Here is a 19568-nt window from a genome sequence, read left to right on the forward strand (position 1 = left end):
CCGTTCCCCACCCCCCGCTCCCCACCGGCCCCGTGACGTCTGATGCTCGCCGGACGACCGGTCATTCCCCGCCTGGCAGTCGCAGGTTGCTTCCGGGGGGCGTTGCCTCCGGTCGGCGTACTGGTGCTTGAGGCGGCGCAGTGACCGGCCGCTCCCGCATCAAACTTGCGGAACGCTCTGGATCAGCGGGATCGGTCGGGTGACATTCGTCGTGGTCGCCGCCGGTGGTGGTCGCGGCGAGCGGGTGCCGTGCGTTCTCAGGCGTGAGGAGCGTATACCGTGACGGCTCCACCGGCGGAACCTACGACGCCGCTCTCACCGCCGCCGTCCAGCGCTTCCAGATCTGGTACGGCGTCAGCGGTGACGAACGCCGCGTCCACGGCGACGACACCCGCAGCGCCCTGGAATCCCGCACCGGCCTCACCGTCGCCTGTCCCGGAAGGCTGACCCCGACGAGTGAGCCGGAAGGCTGGCCCGGAAGGACCGACCCCGGACGCGGACCCGGGGGCGGTCACGGACAGTGCGGCGGGCGCGGACGTCGATCGCGACGGCCGCCCTGCCCCCATCGCCGCGCTGCTGTGCCGAACCGTGATCGTCCGCTCATGAGATCAACACATGGTCGAACCAACCTTGGTGCTTTCTCCCACGGAAAGTAGGGGACGATTCCCATGCGCAGATTCAGCGGACATCTGGCGGGCGCCATCGCCATCGCCATGGCGCTCACCTCAGGATTAGTCGGCGGAGCCGCTGCGGCGCCGCCGGGCGGTGCCCAGGGCGGCCCGGGCGGGACCGGTAAGGGCGCGGCGGCGGACTCGGTGACGCTCATCACCGGCGACCGGGTCATGATGGACGGCACCGGCCAGGTCACCGGAGTGAAGCGGGCCAAGGGCCGGGAGCGGGTGCCGTTCTCCATCCGGAAGGTCGCCGGGCACACGCGTGTGGTGCCCGGTGACGCGGAACTGCTGCTGGCAGCCGGCAAGTTGGACGAACGGCTCTTCGATGTGACTGAGCTGGTGGCGGACGGCTACGACGACGCCCACCGCTCCGACCTGCCGCTGATCGTCACGTTCCGGAACCGGAAGGCACGCTCGACGAGCACGTTGGCCAACTCCGGGGCGCAGATCGACCGTGAGCTGCCCGTCATCAACGGCACGGCGGTGCGTACCGTCAAGAAGCGCGGCACCGAGTTCTGGGACTCCATGACCGGCACCGGCGCTGACGGCGGTGCTCGGGCCAGGGCGGAGTTCACCGCTTCGACAGCGGTGGACAAGGTGTGGCTGGACGGCAAGCGCCGGGGCACCCTCGACAGGAGCGTGCCGCAGATCGGCGCTCCGGCGGCCTGGGCCGCCGGTTATGACGGCACCGGCGTCAAGGTCGCCGTACTGGACAGCGGGGTCGACACGACGCACCCCGACCTGGCGGGCCGGGTGATCGCGGAGCAGGACTTCTCCGGCTCCTCGGACAGCGGCGACCACTTCGGCCACGGCACCCACGTGGCGTCCATCGTGGCCGGGACGGGGGCCAAGTCCGGCGGCAAGTACAAGGGCGTCGCCCCGGGCGCGAAGATCCTCAACGGCAAGGTCCTCAACGACAACAACCTGGGCGAGGAATCCGGCATCATCGCGGGCATGGAGTGGGCGGTGGCCCAGGGCGCCGACGTCGTCAACCTCAGCCTCGGCGGCGAGGACACCCCCGGCATCGACCCGTTGGAGGAAGCGGTCAACCGGCTCTCCACCGAGACCGACACCCTGTTCGTCATCGCGGCCGGCAACGACGGGAAAGGCGAGCACACGGTCGACTCCCCGGGCAGTGCCGAGGCCGCGCTCACCGTGGGCGCCGTCGACAAGTCGGACCAGCTCGCGGACTTCTCCGGCCGCGGCCCGCGCGTCGGTGACAGCGGCGTCAAGCCCGACCTGACCGCGCCCGGTGTCGCCATCACGGCCGCCTCGGCCCCCGGCAGCAGACTGGAAGAGGCGAACCCCTCCGGCACACCGGGTTACCTCACACTCGACGGCACCTCCATGGCGGCCCCGCATGTGGCCGGTGCCGCCGCCCTCCTGGCCCAGCAGCACCCCGACTGGGACGGGGAGCGGATCAAGGCGGTACTGACCGGTTCCGCGGAGCCGGGCCCGTACAGCTCGTTCCAGCAGGGCACCGGCCGCACCGATGTGGCCCGTGCGATCGAGCAGAGCGTCGTCACCGACCAGGGACCGCTCGACTTCGGCAAGCAGGAGTGGCCGCACGACGACGACAAGCCGGTGACGAAGCAGCTCACGTACCGCAACCTCGGTACGGAGCCGGTCACCCTGGACCTGTCCGTCGACGCCCTCTCGGTGGACGGCAAACCCGCCGCCGAGGGTATGTTCACCGTCTCGCCGCAGCGGGTCACCGTGCCGGCGGGCGGCGAGGCGAGCGCCGCCGTCACGGCCGACACCCGAGCCGGGAGCACCGACGGCACGTTCGGCGGCTCGGTGTCCGCCACCTCCGCCGACGGCAAGGTCAGGGTGCGCACCGCCGTCGGGGCGGAGCGCGAGGTCGAGATGTTCAACCTGACGCTGAAGCACATCGACGAGTACGGCGAGCCCACCGGTGACGCCGCGACCGACGTCCAAGGCGTGGACACCGATTTCTACGCTTCCTACGCCGACGAGGAGGACGGCGAACTCACGGTGCGGCTGCCCAAGGGCGACTACTCCCTGAGCGGCATGATCCACCCGGGCTTCTCTCCCACCCACGCGCTGCTGTTCCAGCCGAGGCTGCGACTGGACGCGGACACCACCGTCACGATCGACGCCCGGCAGGCCCAGCCGGTCCGGGCCACCCTGCCGGACCCGGCGGCCAAGAACATCGACGCCGCGGTCGCCGTCGGATGGCAGCGCGGCGACGGGCTCGGCAAGGGCCTCGTCAGTTACGGCTTCCCCGGCTTCCAGAGTTTCACGGTCGGACAGCTCGGCTCCGAACTGCCCGCGGACCAGGCTTTCGCCCAGTACTCGGGCACCTGGAGCGACCAGGACGCCGGTACGCCGGTGAACTACCACCTGGCCTGGAAACGTACCGGCCGGCTCGGCGGCTTCAGCGCCGAGGTCGAGCAGGGGCAGCTCGCGACGGTCAACCTGCGCGTCGGCTCACCCGTCGCCGGGAAGACGGCGGACATCCAGGCACAGACCTTCGCACCCGGCGGAGAGTTCACCACCGTCGGCACGCCCGTCACGGTGGACCTGCCGCTGCGCGGCACCGACTACGTCCTCGGCAACAGCGTCAAGTGGAGCTTCATCGTTCTCCCGGGCGACGGCCCCGACGCCCAGTTCTGGAGCACCGGGACGTACCAGGCCGGCAAGAGCTACACCGAGCGGTTCAACGCCGGCGTCTTCGGCCCGGCCCTGGGCGGTACGGACACCGCGCCGTCCGTGTTCACCCCCGGCATCGCGCGGAACGGGAACGTCATCAGCGCGTACCTGCCGCAGTTCAACGACGGCGCCGGGCACTGGAACACCATCGCCGGCGCCCCGGCGGAGACCTCCCTCCAGGCCGACGGCAAGGAGATCTCCGACCCGCATGGCATCTCCCCGACCGACGACGTCGCCACATACACCGTTCCCGCCCAGGACAGCGCCTACAAGCTGACCGTGGACACCTCCCGTGACCCGGCGCGTACGCCGGTCAGCACGCGTGTCAAGGCGGAATGGACCTTCCGCTCCGCCGAGACGCCCGAGGGCACCTGGTCCGCACTGCCGCTGTCCGTGGTCCGCTTCTCCCCCGAGCTGACCCTGGCCAGCACCGCGAAGGCCGGTCGGACGGTCGATGTGCCGTTCCACATCGAGGGTGCCGCCGCCGGGAAGTGGCTCAAGAAGCTCGCCTTCGAGGTCTCGTACGACGAGGGGACCACCTGGCAGCCCGCCGAGGCCGTCGGCGGCACCCACCTGTCACTGAAGCACCCGGCCACGCCAGGCTCCGTCTCGCTGCGGGCCGAGCTGACCGACGCCGGGGGCAACACCCTGGTCCAGACGATCGAACGGGCCTACCTCACCACCCCGTGACCCGCTGCGGTTCCCACCTGGCCGGCCGGGGCTCCACCGCCCGGCCGGCCGCCTGCCCCGGCTGCGCCCCGTTCAGCGGCACCTGGACGTCCAGTACGCACACACACGTCGTCCCGCCGTTCGCCCCCAGCACGGTGGCGAGGACGGCGTCCAGGGGGCCGAGTTCCCCGGCGCGGCCGGCGGCCGACCAGCAGGGGCCAAGTCCACCCCGCCCACGCCTTCCGCCACCCCGACCACGATTTCCCGCAGTCCCCGACCAAGGACCCGGCCGTGGCTGCCGGAGCCCCGACTGCGGCCGGTCGATGCGAGTCTCACGGCATCGTGGCTGTCCGCCCCGCATCGGTGTCGAGCGGCTGGTACAGGTCCGGACAGCAGCGCAGCCGCAGTCCGACGGGGTGCCCGAGCATGCTCGGGCACCCCGTCGTGCGTCAGGTCACCGGACGATGGCCTGGGTGCTGCCCGTGACGCCGCCGGAGGTCACCGAGATGGTGACGGTGCCGGCGCGGTGGGCGGTCAGGTAGCCGGTGGCGGGGTCTACCGAGGCGACTTCGGGGTTGCTGGAGGACCAGACGTGGGAGGCCGGGTCCGCGATCGGGATGGTGAGCGGTGCGATGTTGTCGCCGGCGATCATGTCACCGGTCGCGGTGAGAGTGACCCGGTCGCCCTTGGCGATCGGGTCCTCGGGGCCCTTGACGGTGATCGATGCCAGGGCCGGCTCGACGCTGAACTGCAGGTCGCCGTCGTCGCCGATCCGGATCAGACCGAAGTGGTAGAAGCCACCCTGGTCGGCGGGCGCATAGGCCGGCATTCCGAGGTCCGCGAAGGTGAACTGCGGGATGCCGCCCTGGTCGACGGTCGTGCTGCGTCCCTCCGGGTCGAGGATCTGCTCGGCGAAGCCGCGGGCGTGACCGTACATCATGATCACGTGCTGCTTCGGGTGTGTCTCCTGGTAGCGCTGTACCAGACGCAGATACATCCGCGCCTCCCAGCGGTCCGTGAACTGGCTGTTCGCGGCCGGGTGTGGGTCGTAGGCGGGCATGTGGGTGATGACCAGGACGTCCCTGGCGGTGGTGTCCGTCAACTGCTGCACCAGCCAGGGGTACTGAGCGCCCTCGGGGTCCTGGAACGGGTCCGAGGACTGCAGGCTGCCGTGCGAGTTGTCGGTGACGATCATCCGCGCCGCGCCCTGCGTGTAGGCGTAGTGGGTGTCACCGAAGGTGTCGCTGTAGTTGCCGTTCTCGGCGTCGGCGCCCTGGGTGATCTCGTGGTTACCGACGATGTCGCGCTCGGGGATGCCGAGGGCGTCCATCTTGGACTTGGCGTACCGCAGGTCGGCCAGTCTGCCGTCGTCGGACATGTCGCCGAGGAACTGGGCGGCGTCCGGGCGGGCCTGCGGGCTGAGGGCGGGCAGCCGCTCGGCGATGGAGTCCATCACGTTGCTGCTCACCGACCCGGGGTCACCCGCGAGCATGTGCGCGTCGTCGCCGGCGAGGAGGGTCGTGCCCTTCCTGGCGAAGTCGGCCGAGTTCTCCTCGAAGGACAGCCACTTCGGGTTGTCCGGGATCGCGTGGTACTCGGGCACCGTGACCGGTCGCGGCGAGTACAGCGCCTGCAGCCCGGCGACGTTGAGCGAGCCGCTGTAGGCGGTGCTCGGGCTGATGGCCAGGAAGTCGATGAAGCTGATCGTCAGCGGGAACTGCATGCCGGCGGGCAGTTGGGCGACGGCCAGGTGCCAGTCCTTCCACGTGACGAACGTCGGATACAGCGTCGTGGAGGTGCCGTTGACGCCGATGTACTTCTCGGCGAGCTCGATGCCGTTGCCGTCGCCCTTGATCCAGACCCCGATGCCGGTGGGGACCTGGCCTTCGTGGGTGTCGGTCTTCAGGGTGGTGCGCGGAGAGAGCACCAGCTGCTTGACGCCGGAGCCGGCCGGCATCGAGTAGTCCAGGCGCAGCGAGCCGGACTCGGTGGAGGCGGGCGGGACGACGCCGGGGTCGGCGGCCAGGGTGGCGGGCTTGCCGGTGGTGTTGTTGCTGAGTCGCCAGACGTCGAGGCTGGTCATCGGGTCGATGACCTTGCTGACGCTGCCGACGGCCATCGACGTGGTGCCGGTGGCGCCCGCGACGTGGGCACTGACCTCCGCGAGTCCGCCGTGGTCGGCGTCGGCCGTGAACAGGCCGTGCGCGTCGACGGCGCCCAGGTCGTCCGGGGTGACCTTCCAGGTGGCGGCCTCGGCGGGGATCTGCACCTCGTCGCCACCCTTGACGGTGCCGGAGAGGGTGAGCTGCTGGGTGGCGCCGTTGTCGAGGTCGGCCTTGTCCGGCGAGACCGTGAGGGTCTCCAGCCTGCTGACGACCTCGAGCTTCTCCGAGGTGTGGGCCTTGCCGTCGAAGGCGATGATCCGGCCCGTGCCCGCGCGGTGCGGGGTGAGCCTGCCGTTCTCGTACGACGCGAGGGACGAGGGCACGATGCGTACGTGGACGTCACCGGCCGACGGGTTGGCGTACCGGTCGACCGAGTGGACCGGAAGCGGAACGGAGCCGCCGGCGACGGTGGTGACCTTCTCCCCGCCGTTCACCACGACCTTGACGGCCGGTCCGGCCTCCTTGGCGGTGGAGTAGAAGAAGATGCCGTTGGCGACCGGACGTTCGGTGTTGCCGGGCAGGTCCGAGGGCGTGTTGACCAACTCGGCCTGGTGCGCGCCGGGCGCGCGGCTGACCATGCCGGTGGAGCCACCGCCGTCGAAGAGCATCGCGGAGTGGGCGCCGTGGGCGACCATGTAGCCGGCGACCTCGTCGCGGGTCACACCGAAGGCGGTGGAGGCCCCGCCGTGGCCGTCGACGGCGACGACGATCGCGTGCTTGCCGTCCTTGGTGATGCCGACGGCGGTCTCCGGGTTGGCGCCGCTCGGCGGGGTGCCGGTCGGGTCCTTGTAGACCTTGCCGTCCTTCACCAGCGTGTCGACACCGCTGATCAGCTGGATGAGATCGTTGTCGGGCGAGAGCCGGGTGGTGACACCGACCAGGTCGCCGCTGTGCAGGCTGTCGGTCAGCCACTGCCCGCCGTCGCCGGCGCCGAGCAGGCCGAGTTGGCCGGCGGTCAGTCGCGGGACGGTGGTGACTCCGGTCCGGATGCCGTCGACGACGAACCCGTCGTCGGTGGTGTGGCCGAGCGCCAGGGTGGCGGGCTCGGCCAGACCCGGGATCTCGCCGAGCGCGGGCGTGACCTCGGTGATGCCGCCGGACGCCACGTCGTTCACGGTGTTCACCGAGGTGAGCGTGCGGGTGGCGGAGCCGGCGGTGATCGTCCCGGAGAAGGTCTCCGGGCCCATCACCATGGTGCCGTCGGGCCTGACGCCCAGCTGGGAGGCGAAGCCCGGCTTGGGGCTCTTGAGCAGGCGGCCGTCGGTCATGATGCCGCCGAGCGGGCGCCCACTGGCGTGGATCTCGAAGTAGTCGCCGTTGACACCGGCGACCGCGTGGGTGCGGTGGGCCATGGACGACGGGGTCTCGTCCGCCGGGTTGGTGATGGTGTCGCCGGCCTGGACCATGCCCACCCGGAGGTTCGGGTCGCCGAGGTCGGCCTTGAGTACCTGGATGTGCTGGCGACCGCCAACGGTGTCGTAGGTCTCGCTGTAGTGCTCCAGGCCGCGAGTGACGGTCTCGGCCGGCGTGCGGCTGTAGTCCACCACCAGCGGCCAGTTCTCCGGTGTGTCCGGGAGCCAGTTCCCGTGTGCCGTGTGGCTGCCGGCGGCGGCCGCTTGGGCGGCGGAACCATCCGCCGTTCCCGCTCCCGTCACGGCACCGGCCAGCGCCGGCGCCGCCGCGGCCGCCACTGCGGTACGGCGGGTGCCGGCTCCCGCAGGTCTCTTTGCGCGAAGTTTCATCGTGTGTTTCCTCATGGACGTGCACTCCGGTGGACACCGGCGTGCACGACCACCGCACACGGGCTCGACGGATCACAGGTTTCCGTACCGGGCCACGCAGGTGAGCAGCAGGAATGCTCTCGCACCGCATTTGGTCAAGTTGAGTAAAATTCTGGCTCTGCGTGTGGTGCGGTGTGCTGCGCTGCCAGCGGTTCTTCCACCGCCCCGGCCACCCAGTGGGCGCCGGCGGGCAACCGCTCGTCGGCGCCCGTGAACGGCCCTGTGGTTCCGACAGGGCCGTCTACCGCCGCCGCAACGTCGTCGAACGCTGCTTCAACCGCCTCGAGCAATGGCGCGGGAGCGCCATCCGCTACGAGAAGCAGCCCGGCCGATACCTCGCCGCCGTCACCCTGGCCGGCACACTCATCTGGCTCGGCACGGCACATGATCGACGGACACCCGCAGGGCCTCGTGCGGACCGGCCCGGCGTGCGGCCGGGCGCCCCGCTCACGCCTCGGGGCCGTTCTGGAGCTGGTCGGCGAGGGCTCGGGCGATGGAGCCGGTGACCGCGTCGGGTTGCCAGGCCCACTGTCCGTTGGGGTTGCACTCGAGGAAGTACCACTCGCCGGCGTGAGTGACGGCGAAGTCGAAGGCGCCGAAGACGAGTCCGGAGGCGTTGAGGTAGGCGGACACCGAGCGCCCCACCCGGTCGGGGACGGCGATCGGTGCGCACGCCATCAGGGACTGCCGTCGCCGCCAGTCGAGATCGGGACTGTCGATCCGGACCGCGAACAGCCGGTCGCCGACGGCCGTGAGACGTACGTCGTACGCCTTGTCCACCTTGGCCTGGAACAGGTGCGGGCACATGGCCACGGCGGATGTGATCTCATGCGCCAGGACCTCGCGCACCCACACATGGTGTGCTTGGCCGTCGACCAGGTAGGGCGTGTTCCAGAGCGGCTTGTAGACCACTCCGCCGCTCTGCTCGCGGACGAAGGCCCGTGCCCGCTCGTAGTCGTTGGTGATCAGGGTGCGGGGGACCGACAGGCCGCTGCGCTGTGCCGTGGCCAGCTGGGCCGGCTTGTACTCCGCCGCCCGGTTGTTCCAGGGGTGGTTGACGTAGTGGGCTCCGGGGAGCGATGCGAGGATGCCGCCGACGCCCCACCGGGACTGTGACGCCGCGAACCGGCGCTCCGGTCCGTCCGGTCCGGGCGGACCGTCGAAGGGCGAGGGACGGCGCGTCCAGACGGAGCGCACCCGCGTGAGGTCGAGCTCGCGGCTCGGCGTGCGCAGGACGCCGCACTGATCACCCGTGCCGTACGTGGCGCTCAGCGCGGCGCCCTCGTGCGGGTCCGTGCCGGGGTCGAGACGGACCACCGGCACCCGGCGCTCCGCGAGGATCCGCAGCACCACGTCGGTGGTCACGTCATGAGGGTTGGTCAGCACCAGCACCGACCCGCTCGGGCCTGCCGCCATCAGTCGTGGTCGGAGTCCGACGCGCTGTCGGAGTCGTAGCTGTCGGCGGTGCTCGTACTCGTGGAACCCGAGGTGCCGCTGCCGGTGTTGTGCAGCTCGACGGTACGACCGAGCCCGTCGACGACGCCGGCGATCTGGGTCTCGGGGTCGATCGCCGGCGTGCCCGGGACGACCGTGCCCGTCTCGGCGTAGGGCGCCATGCGTGTGGTGCCCCAGGGCTCACCGTGGTTTCGCCTGTTCATCGTTCCACTCCTTCGTTCTCGACTGTGGTGCGGATGCTTTTTCCTCGACCGGGGAGGCCGTCGTCCTCACGCTCTCCGGACGAATTCGATGTGCACCGAAGCGAGGAACGGCTGCACGCCGACGCACTCCCAACCGATCGGCTCCACCGCTGTGATGATCTTGTCGATCTCCTTGCGGATCGCCCTCATGGACACCCTGGCGCGGGTGTCGATGTCGAACCCGGCGACGAACGTCATGTCGCCGCTCGCGAAAGCGGTTCTGGCGTCGGACGTGAGTTTCTGCATGCGCCACGCGTGGAGCAGCCCCATGTCGGTCCTCTTCGATGCGGGTCGTTCCGGAGATGGGAAGGTCGGCGCAGGACACCGATGGGTTCATCTTCGCGAGGGGCGTTGAAAAAAGGATGAAATCCCGGTTCGGTGGTCGGACACGGCGGTGCCGCCCGGGCTACGCGGACTCCCCGGATCCGGTGCGGCGGGAGCGGGTGACGGCACGTTCGAACCGGTCGCGTGCCTGGACCAGGTCCTCCGTCGCGGCCTGGTGCCAGCCCAGCCGGTTGCGGATCTCGGCCCTCAGTCCGGTGCCGGGCCGTCTCCCGACCGCCGCGAGTGCCCGGGAGCGGAACTCCGCCGCCGCGGCCGGTTCGCCCAGGCACTCCTCGGCGGTGGCGAGTCTGCCGAGCACCGCGGCGAACAACGGGACGTCTCCCACCTGCTCGGCGAGTGCGGCGGCTCTGCTCAGCGCGTCGGCGGCCTCCGCGTACCGCCCGCGGTCGAGTTGGAGCGTCCCCATGCGGAAGAGCGTCTTGCTCAGGATCCTGGGCCTGCCGATCCGCTCCGCGAAGCCGACCGACGCCTCGTAGCACTCCTGAGCCCGCTCGTGCCGGCCCACCTGATGGTGGACGGCGCCGACGTTGGCCAGGTACATCATCGAGAGCCAGTCGTCCTCGACGCCCTGGGCGAGGTCCGCGGACGCGGACAGAAGCGTGGCGGCCTCGGCCGGTTCCCCCGCCGCGTTCGCGAAGATCCCGAGGGAACCCAGAGCCCGGGCCTGCTCCATCACGTCTCCGGTCCGTCGGCTGATCTCCAGCGCGGCACTCAGCCGGCGGCGCGCCTCCTCGTAGCGGCCCTGCAGCCCGTACGCGATGCCCACACAGGTGCGCAGCTGGGAGGCCAGCCGCCGGTCGGTGGCCTGTGCCACGAGCGGCAGCACGGTCTCGGCGGCCACCCGGCACTCGTGGTACCGGCCTTGCCGGGTGAGGTAGTCACACAGTCCCTCGACGAGCCGGCCGGCGTCGTCCACGTGGCCCGCGGCCACCGCGTGCGCGACCACGTCGACCAGTTCGCCGCCCACCGCGTCCAGCCACGCCGAAGCCTCCTCCCCGTCGGCGAAGGGGGCCGTGTCCGCGCGCGGACCGGTCGGGAAGGCGGAGGGGCCCCAGTCGCTCGCGAGGCGGGCGGTGGCCACGTAGAGCCGGAACACCCCGGCACGGGCCTCCGCGGCCTCGGCGGGGTACGCGGCGGCGACGCGCCGGGCGTAGACCGCGACCAGGTCGTGCAGGCGGTAGCGGCCCGTGACGGACTGCTGGACGAGACTCGCCTCGACCAGGTCCTCCAGGACACGCTCGGCGTCGGACGCTGGGACGCCGAGCATGGCGGCCAGTGCCAGCCGGTCGAACTCCACGGTCGGCGAGAGGCCCATCACCCGGAACGCCCGGCGTTCCGCCTCCGCAAGCCGGTCGTAGGAGACCCGGAACGCCGCTTCCACGCTGCGGTCCTCGACCGCCAGCTCACCCAGACGGTGCTCCTCGTCGGCCAGCCGGGCCGCCATGCGCTGCAACGCCCACGCCGGCCGGCTCTGCATCCGGGCCCCGACGATCCGCAGGGCCAGCGGCAGCCGGTCGCAGAGGCGGGCCAGTTCGCGCACCGCCGCACGCTCCGGACCGGAACCGGGACCACCGACCACGTGGGTCAGCAGGGCCACCGCCTCGTCGATGTCCAGCGGTGCCAGCGAGACCCTCCGGTCGGCATCCAGACCGGTCAGCCGCTGACGGCTGGTCACCAGCACGAGGCTGCCCGGACCGGCGGGCAGCAGGGGACGCACCTGTCCCGCGGCCGACGCGTCGTCGACCACCACGATCAGCCGGAGGGCCGCGGTCGCCGCCCGCCAGGCCGCCGCCAGGCCGTCGAGATCACCCGCCGGTCCGTCGTCGCCCTCACCGACCTCGCCGACGGCCCGCAGCAGCCTGCGCAGCACGTGCTGCGGGAGTGCCGTCTCCCGCCCCGCGCGGTGGCCGTGGAGGTCCACGAACAGGCAACCGTCCGGAAAGCGGTCACGCAGCGCACGTGCGGCGCGCACCACCAGCGCGGTCTTGCCGACCCCGGCCATGCCGTCCACCGCACGGACCGTCACGACCTGCTCGTCCGGCGGTTCGAGGAGCACGCCCAGTTCGTGGTCCCGCCCGGTGAAACCGCCGACGTCGACCGGCAGTTCGTTCCGTACGCGCCGGCTGGGGAGAGCGGCCGGGGGCGCCTGGTCCGCCGATCGGCGGGCCCGTGGCGGCGCGCCGGTGAGGAAGGTGTCGTCGGCGCGCAGCACAGCCTCGTGCACCCGCCGCAGCGCACCGCCGGGCTCCGCCCCCTGTTCCTCCACCAGACGGCGGCGCACCTTGGCGAAGACGGAGAGCGCGTCGGCCCGCCGGTCGGCGGCGTAGAGGGCACGCATCAGCAGTGCGGCCAGGGACTCGTCATGGGGATGCGTCTCGGACAGGGCGAACAGCTCTCCGACCACGTCGGCGTGGCGGCCCAGCCGCAGCCGGCACTCCACCTTGTCCCGCACCAGCGTGAGCCTGTGTTCCGACAGCCGCAGACGCTCCGCCTCCGCGAACGGCCCCGGAAGGGCGGCCAGGGGGTCGCCGTGGAACAGATCCAGGGCGGCGGACCACGCGCGCACCGCGGCGGCCAGGTCCCCGGAGTCCCGCGCGGCGTGCGCCTCGGCGACGATCTCCTTCAGCCGGGCCACGTCCGTGGAGACGCCGTGCGGGTCGAAGCGGTAGCCACCCCGGTCGGTCACGATCGGCGAGCCGGAAGGGCCCCCTCCCTCCGGGCTCAGACGTCTGCGCAGCTGGTGCACATAGACCGGGATCACCTTGGCACCGGTGCCCGGCGGCTCCGTACCCCATACGCCGTCGAGCAGCTGCCGTCGGCTGACGGTCAGGCCCGGCCGCAGCAACAGCGCTGCCAGCAGCGCCTGTTGGCGCACCGGCCCGAGGTCCAGCTGTGCGTCGCCGCGCCAGGCGCGAAGCGGTCCGAGCACGGCGAACCGCAGTCCGCTGCCGCCCGTTGACATCTGCCCCTTCGATGGCACGTTGCAGAGTGTAGGTCGGGGCAACCGTATTCACGGGCCGAAGCACGCTGGTTGTCACATAGGCAGGCCTTGTGTCACCGGCGAGACCTCGGGCGCACGGAGGGTTGACCGTTGGCGCGGAACTTCAAGTTCGGTCGAGCGGGTCGTGCACTGGCCTCCGGCTGGTGCCGGAGGCCAGTGCGTGGTGGGGTCGTCGGCTTGGGCCGGGTGTGGGTCGGCTCAGCTGATGATGTTCAGCATCGCTTCTTCGACGTGGTCGGCGGCGTTGCGGTGGCCGAGGGCGTTGGGGTGGACGAAGGACAGCTGGTCAGGGAGGGTGACGAAGCCTTCGACCCACTTGGTGTCGTCGCAGACGCTGTGGCCCTGGGAGGAGGTGTAGAGGTCGACGAAGCCGGCGGCTTCCTGCGTGCCGGCCGAGTCCTCGATGGTCTTGTCGAGGGGTTTCAGGACGTCCTGGCGCAGCCAGGCCAGGTCGCCCTGGGTGATCGTGCCGAACTGCGTCAGGTCGCCGTAGCCGCACCTGGATGCGTCCTGGGGGATGAGCGTGGGGTAGCCGACGGTCAGGATCTTCGCCTTCGGGGCGCGCTCGTGGAGCACGGTGAGCATCCGGTCGTAGTCCTGGCGCACCTTCTTCAGCCGGGCGGGGATGCCGGCGCCCAGGGCGTCCTTGCACGGGGTGCCCGCGCCGTCGCTTTCGCCGCCCAGCTGCGGGCACTTGGCGAGGATGTCGGCGAAGCCGAGGGTGTTGCCGCCCACGCCGACGGTGATGACGTCGGTGTCGGGGCCCACCGCCTCGGACTGAGGGGGCACCGGGGGGAAGGGGTAGTCGGGGTCCTCGGAGATGGGCGGCAGGTGACGGCCAATCGGGTACTGGGGTGTGTCGGTGACGTTCTCGATGGTGGCGGCGCCGCAGCTGACGTTGGTCAGCTCGAAGAGACCGCCGAGGTCGCGGTCGATGACCTGGGGGTAGGACCGGTCGGTGCGCTCGCAGCCGTCTCGCGGGATTTCGAAGGTGTCACCCGCGGCCTCGATGACCCCGGCGGTGTAGGAGTCGCCCAGGGCGACCCACTGAAGGTCCGCGGCAGCGGCGGGTTGAGCCCCGGCGAACTGTGCGGGGACGAAAGCGGCGGCAGTGAGGGCTGCGGCCGAGCCTAGCAGGGCCAGACGAGTGCGGAAGCGTGCCACGAATCCTCCAGGGACACGGAGTTGGCATCGCTTTGACCTTAAAGAGGTCGTCACTCAAAGCACTAGATCCAATACGGACAGTCATAGTCGAGGAGTGAGGTGCGTCTCTGTGGGTGACTCGGGCTCAATGTCCCGACCGCTCGCCCCTTACAGGCGACCGTTCTGGCGCGTACTTGCGCAGCAGGGGAAGTGTCTTGATCGACTGCTGGATGCCGCCGGCCGCATGTTCTCCCGTGGGCTGTCTTGTTCTCGATCACCAGCGATCTCGCCCCGGCGGCCAGCGGCCTTGGAAAGCATGACCTCGGGACTACTGGTGGACTCGCCCACAATGTCCGGAAACTCTGGGTCTTCGGCACTGGTGACGGAAGGACTGCCGAATCCGCACTTGTGACACGCCGATTGCCTCATTGGCAGGATGCTTCGACCGGTCCTGCCCGCCGATTCATCAAGCGTCGCCGCTGACCACCATCGTGCTTCGGCTCAATTCAGCGGGCCGTCGTCCAGCGCTCTGGCGGCGGCCCGCTCCTGAATCCGCACTACGCATCAAGGCCGGCGATGACCTCTTTCTGGCCGCCCCGGCGCACCGCGCGCCGACCGCTCGCCCCGCGCCCCGCGAGCCGGCCGACCCCGCTCGCATTGGCCGCCGCGTCGTGCGGCGCCGGGCGAAGCGATCGCCTCGTGGGTTGCGGGGTAGTCCTCGCGTGGGCCGGTGTAGCGCTGGAGCGGGCACCACTGCCGTAGTTCGGCGTTGGCGTGCTCGACGCCGATCCGCTTGGCGGTGGGGCCGAGGACGGCGTAGCCGACCATGCGGCCGTCGCGGTGGTCGCCGGACCGTTCTGGTCCAGCGTCGACCCGTACGGCACCTTCCGCCTCGACATGGACGAGCGGATCGACCTGGCTCCCTGGCCGTTCCCCGTACCGCCGGTGTCGCCGTCGAGGTCAGCTGCCGACGGGGTACCGGCTGGTGATCGCGACGCGGTTGAAGGCGTTCATCACGGTTGCCAGCCAGGCGATCGCAGAGACCTGGTCTGCGGTGAGTACGGCCGCGGCGGCGTCGAAGTCCTCGTCGCTGACGTGTCCGTCCTGCACACGTGTGATCGCCTCGGTCAGACGGAGGGCGGCGCGGTCGGTCTCGGAGAAGTAACCGGTCTCTGCCCAGGCGGGCAGCACGGCGATCCGGTCGGGGTTCTCGCCCTTCTTGAGGGCGTCGTGGGTGTGCATGCGCAGGCAGAACGAGCAGCCGTTGATCTGGGAGGTGCGGATCCTCAGCAGTTCGACCAGGAGCGGGTCGAGGCCCGCTGCGGCGGTGGCCTCTTCCACCTGTGACGACAGGGCGATGAGGGTTTTGTAGGCGGCCGGGTGCTGCTTGCCGATGTTGACGCGCTGGGGGTCGGTCATGATTCCTTCGATTCGTTCGTGTGGTCTGCGCCGCGCACTTGGCATGCGTGGGGGTGGCCGGTCGGATGTGTTTGGCGGGGGCCGAGTGTTCGGCGGGGCGGTGCCGCCCGCTGCGTGCCCCGGGCTACGACGCCGGGTCGTCGACCTTGAGCTTTTCTCCGGTGTTGGAGACGAAGACGACCAGGAGCCTGGCCCGTTCGGTCGGGCTGGTGTTCTCGGTGAGGAGGTGGTGGGCACCCGGCGGCTCGACCCAGTTGTCGCCCTGGTGGTAGGTGAGCGCAGGCTTGCCGGCGAGCCGGCTGCGCACGGTGCCTTCGAGGACGTAGGCGTAGACGAATGCCTGGCTGTGCCGGTGCGGCATCGCGCGTGCGTTGGGCGGGAAGTCGACGATCAGCGAGGTGAACGTCTTGCCCTTCACATTCGGAAGGGCCTGCTGGAGCAGCGGCTTGAGGGTTTCGGTGGGGCGTGTCGATGCCATGGCCGCAGGTGATGCCACGGCCGCGGTCGTGCCCTTGGCGTGGGTGGGCTCGTCCGACGTCGAGCAGGCCGTGGCCGCAGTCAGCGTGGCGACAGCCAGGAAGCCGGCGGCGATTCGCATGCCGATCACGATCGTCTCCTGTTCAGTCTTCCGTGACGCGGATGATCGTCTTGCCTGGGGGGCGCTTGCCGGGGGCGAAGGCGGAGGGTGCTTCGGCGAGTGGCCGCACAGCGCCGACGAACGGCTTGAGCCGGCCGTCCCTCAGCCGCGTGGCGAGATCGGCGAGCCGGACGCGGTCGGGTTCGACGACGAAGAAGATCGCCCGCCCGTCCTTGGGCTGGACCTTGGGCGGCATGATGATGGTGACCAGCGTGCCACCGGGGCGGACCAGGGCGGCCGAGCGGTCGAGGATGTCTCCGCCGATCACATCGAATACGAGGTCGACGTCGCCGGCGTCCTCCAGCCGGTCGGTCTCCAGGTCGATGAAGGTGTCGACGCCGAGTGCGAGTGCCCTGTCCCGGCCGGAGGCCCGGCCGGTGCCGATGACGCGGGCGCCGGCCTCGCGGGCGAGCTGTACCGCGATCGAGCCGACGCCGCCCGCGGCACCATGGATCAGGACGGTCTGGCCTGTGGTGAGGCGGCCGTGGTCGAACAGGCCCTGCCAGGCGGTCAGCCCGGAGATCGGCAGCGCGGCGGCCACGGTGTGGTCGATGTCCGCCGGCAGCGGGGCAAGATTGCGGGCCTCCACAGCGGTGTACTCGGCGAGCGTGCCGTTACGGGCCCAGTCGGCCAGGCCGAACACCCGCTGCCCGACGCTCAGGCCGGTGGTGCCGTACCCCAGCTCTGCGACGACACCGGACAGCTCGTGCCCGGGCACGCTCGGCGCCCGGTCGCGGCCTGCGCGATCGGTCCACGTGGCGGGCCAGTCCAGCTCGCCAGGGGTGAAGCCGGCGGCGTGCACCCTCACGATGACGTCGTTCTCGGCCGCATGGGGGTAGGGCATGTCCGTCATGGACATCCCGGCAAGGCCGACGTCACGGTCTCGCACAGTGATGGCTTGCATAGAGGTCCTTTACTGCGGAGGGGCGACCCGAGCGCAGAGCGCTCGCGCGCAGGGCTCGTAGCGGCTGCAGGTGGATGTATGCCGTGCCGCATGGTCGATCTCACCTGCTCTGGCGTCTTCCTTCGTCGCCCGTTGTGCGTTGTCATCAGGGAGACGAGGTAGCCCCTCCGGGTGTGACAGCTCAGACGCGCACGAGTTTGTCGGGATTGAGGACCCTGCGGTACGCGGTGATCAGACCGTCTGTGATCTGGACCGTGTCGACGGAGTAGACCCGGCCTTCCCGGTGGAACACGAGGGCCAGCTCGCCGCCGACCTCGGCGAAGTCGATGCGGTCCGGGTGCCACTGGCGCCCCGTACGCACCATGACTTCGGCGATGCGGTCGCCGCCGTGGATGAGCTTGCGTGCCGCCAAGACCTTGCCGCCGCCGTCGGTGACGTAGACGGCGTCCGGGTGCAGGAGCCTGACCAGGCCGGCCAGGTCCCCTGCCTCGTAGGCGGCGCGGAAGACCGTGAGGACGCGTTCGCGCTCCGTCTTCGACGCCTGCGGCATCGACTGCTTCGCTCTGGCCACCCGCCGTCGTGCCCGCGAGGCGAGCTGCCGGGCACCCGGCACGGAGACCTCCAGCACTTCGGCGATCCGGCCGAACTCGATGCCGAAGACATCGTGCAAGACGAATGCCACCCGCTCCGGCGGACTCAGCTCTTCCATGATCAGGAGCATCGCCGAGCTGACGGACTCGTCGACGAGTACCGGTTGCGCCGCGTCCGGCCCTGTCAGCAGCGGCTCCGGCAGCCACGGCCCGACATAGGTCTCCCGGCGGAAGCGGGCGCTCTTGAGAATGTCGTACGACCGTCGTGCGGCCACCTTCACCAGCCAGGCCCGCAGATCACCGATGTCCTGCAGGTCCGCTCCGGCCGCCCGCAGCCACACGTCCTGGGTGACGTCCTCGGCATCGGCCACAGTCCCCAGCAGCCGGTAGGCCACGCCGAAGACCGCGGGCCGGTGCCTCTCCCATTCGGCTCCGAGCGGGTTCTCCTGCTCAGACCCTCCGTGCCCGTCCCCGTCACCCATACAGATCGCAACCTCCTCCAGTTTGCGGACGCAGCGTAGCTATGTCGATCTCAGGATCTTCGAAGACAGCTCCGCGGAAGCGAGCAGACCCGCTCCGACACGGGAGCCGTAAGTCCTGATCAGGCTGCTGTGGGGGATGGTGTCGGCGTGGGACGTGCGGCGTGCTCAGCAGAGGGTCTGTTCGCTGCGAGGTCCGCTTTCCCGGCCCGGGTGTGACCGGATCGCCGGTGGGCCTCTGAGCGCGTGATCGTCCGGCGTACAGAGCCGCACCCAAGGACAGCACCCCGACGAAGCCGACGTACAGATAACCGGTGGTCTCCAGCCCCCATGAGGGCGCCGCGAGCCCGGCCGCGAGGGCCGGAAGACTCAACGCCGCATAGCTGATCACGTAGACGGCCGAGAAGACCTCCGACCGCGACTTCACGGTGGTGACCGCGCTGATGGCGCGGAGGTTGCCGTTGAACGTCAGACCGACGCCCAGCCCCGCGACGACCGATCCGCCCACGTATACGGCCGGCGACGCAACAGCCATGGCCACCGCCAGTCCGGACGCACCCAGAGTCAGGAGGACCGCCCCCAGCAAGGTGGCGAGCCGTGCCGTATGCCGAACGGACCACAACCCGCCCACGCTGTTGGCCACGAACAGCGCCGTGATGCTGAGCCCGCCCGCAGCGCCGGACCGCACATGCAGGACATTGCTCACCAGGGACGGAGTGAGCGCGAGGAACAGACCCGTGACGGACCACCCCGCGACGAGGGCGGGAACGGAGGCGAAGAATTCCGGCCGGACTTCCCGAGGAACCCGGACGCTCGGTCGCAACGACGGCAGTCCCGTCGCTCGCGGGACGAGCGTCTCAGGGATCGTGAGGTCGACCGCGGCCAGAACGAGGAAGGTCAGCGTGAAGACGGGAAAGACATACGCGTCGGGGCGTGAGGTCGACTGAACCAGCAGTCCCACCACTCCGGCGCCGGTGGCCATGCCGATACTCGTGCCCACCGCTGTCGTCGTGGGTCCCAGCTGCGGACGTCTCTTGGGTGAGAGCTCGACCAGTCCGGCGGCAAGAGCGCCCGTGGCCGTCCCCGTGGCGATGCCCTGCACCACCCGAGCGATCAGGAGGGAGACGACGCCGTCGGCCGTCCAGAAGACCGCCGTGCTGGTCGCCGCCACCAGAAGGGCGGCGACCAGCACCGGGCGGCGACCCAGCTGGTCGCTCAGTGATCCGACCGTCAGCAGGGCGCCGAGCAGACCCACGACATACACGGCGAAGATCATTGTCAGCATCGTGACCGACAGGCCCCAACGCTCCCTGTACAGCGGGTAGATCGGTGACGGTGCGCTTGCCGTGGCCATCATCACCACATGGGCGCAGGCCAGCACGGCGAAGGCC

12 protein-coding genes and 1 pseudogene are annotated in these 19568 nt (G+C 70.5%); 2 read left to right on the forward strand and 11 right to left on the reverse strand.

What is annotated here, in order from left to right; translation table 11 throughout:
• Nucleotides 1–263: 263 nt before the first annotated feature.
• Both ACGFRF_RS28070 and ACGFRF_RS28075 read left to right on the forward strand, forming a co-directional pair.
• Nucleotides 264–419, forward strand: a pseudogene (locus tag ACGFRF_RS28070) (peptidoglycan-binding protein); the annotation flags it as partial.
• Nucleotides 420–668: 249 nt separating this feature from the next.
• A complete protein-coding gene (locus ACGFRF_RS28075) occupies nucleotides 669–4037 on the forward strand; it encodes a S8 family serine peptidase (RefSeq protein ID WP_393744532.1) in 3369 nt (1122 codons plus the stop codon).
• Between the two features lie 433 nt (nucleotides 4038–4470).
• Here ACGFRF_RS28075 and ACGFRF_RS28080 read toward each other — a convergent pair whose 3' ends face one another.
• From ACGFRF_RS28080 to ACGFRF_RS28130, 11 genes are all read right to left on the reverse strand, one after another.
• Nucleotides 4471–7923 carry a phosphodiester glycosidase family protein gene (locus ACGFRF_RS28080; RefSeq protein WP_393744534.1) on the reverse strand — a complete coding sequence of 1151 codons (3453 nt, stop codon included), beginning with the start codon at nucleotides 7921–7923 and terminating at the stop codon, nucleotides 4471–4473.
• A 486-nt stretch (nucleotides 7924–8409) separates the two neighbouring features.
• Nucleotides 8410–9378, reverse strand: coding sequence for an ATP-grasp ribosomal peptide maturase (gene tgmB, locus ACGFRF_RS28085; protein ID WP_393744536.1), 969 nt, complete (start codon nucleotides 9376–9378; stop codon nucleotides 8410–8412).
• Entirely contained in the window at nucleotides 9378–9620 is a 243-nt protein-coding gene (gene tgmA, locus ACGFRF_RS28090) for a putative ATP-grasp-modified RiPP (RefSeq protein ID WP_393744538.1), read from the reverse strand. The genes tgmB and tgmA overlap by 1 nt, the downstream gene beginning before the upstream one ends.
• A gap of 66 nt (nucleotides 9621–9686) precedes the next feature.
• Entirely contained in the window at nucleotides 9687–9929 is a 243-nt protein-coding gene (locus ACGFRF_RS28095; protein WP_393744540.1) for a hypothetical protein, read from the reverse strand.
• A 136-nt stretch (nucleotides 9930–10065) separates the two neighbouring features.
• Nucleotides 10066–12984, reverse strand: coding sequence for a BTAD domain-containing putative transcriptional regulator (locus ACGFRF_RS28100; protein WP_393744542.1), 2919 nt, complete (start codon nucleotides 12982–12984; stop codon nucleotides 10066–10068).
• A gap of 219 nt (nucleotides 12985–13203) precedes the next feature.
• A complete protein-coding gene (locus ACGFRF_RS28105; protein ID WP_393744544.1) occupies nucleotides 13204–14169 on the reverse strand; it encodes an SGNH/GDSL hydrolase family protein in 966 nt (321 codons plus the stop codon).
• Nucleotides 14170–15108: 939 nt separating this feature from the next.
• The gene (locus tag ACGFRF_RS28110; protein ID WP_393744546.1) at nucleotides 15109–15567 is read right to left on the reverse strand and encodes a carboxymuconolactone decarboxylase family protein; all 459 of its coding nucleotides are present in this window, start codon (nucleotides 15565–15567) and stop codon (nucleotides 15109–15111) included.
• A gap of 124 nt (nucleotides 15568–15691) precedes the next feature.
• The gene (locus ACGFRF_RS28115) at nucleotides 15692–16165 is read right to left on the reverse strand and encodes a cupin domain-containing protein (protein ID WP_393744673.1); all 474 of its coding nucleotides are present in this window, start codon (nucleotides 16163–16165) and stop codon (nucleotides 15692–15694) included.
• Between the two features lie 22 nt (nucleotides 16166–16187).
• Nucleotides 16188–17108: an NADP-dependent oxidoreductase gene (locus tag ACGFRF_RS28120; RefSeq protein ID WP_393744548.1), complete on the reverse strand. Its 921-nt coding sequence runs from the start codon at nucleotides 17106–17108 to the stop codon at nucleotides 16188–16190.
• 181 nt (nucleotides 17109–17289) lie between these two features.
• On the reverse strand, nucleotides 17290–18180 hold the full coding sequence (gene sigJ / locus ACGFRF_RS28125; RefSeq protein ID WP_393744550.1) for an RNA polymerase sigma factor SigJ: 891 nt from the start codon (nucleotides 18178–18180) through the stop codon (nucleotides 17290–17292).
• Nucleotides 18173–19558, reverse strand: a complete 1386-nt coding sequence (locus tag ACGFRF_RS28130; protein ID WP_393744552.1) for an MFS transporter — start codon at nucleotides 19556–19558, stop codon at nucleotides 18173–18175. The genes sigJ and ACGFRF_RS28130 overlap by 8 nt, the downstream gene beginning before the upstream one ends.
• Nucleotides 19559–19568: the final 10 nt, after the last annotated feature.

This window comes from Streptomyces sp. NPDC048521, from assembly GCF_043199855.1.
Classification (GTDB): domain Bacteria; phylum Actinomycetota; class Actinomycetes; order Streptomycetales; family Streptomycetaceae; genus Streptomyces.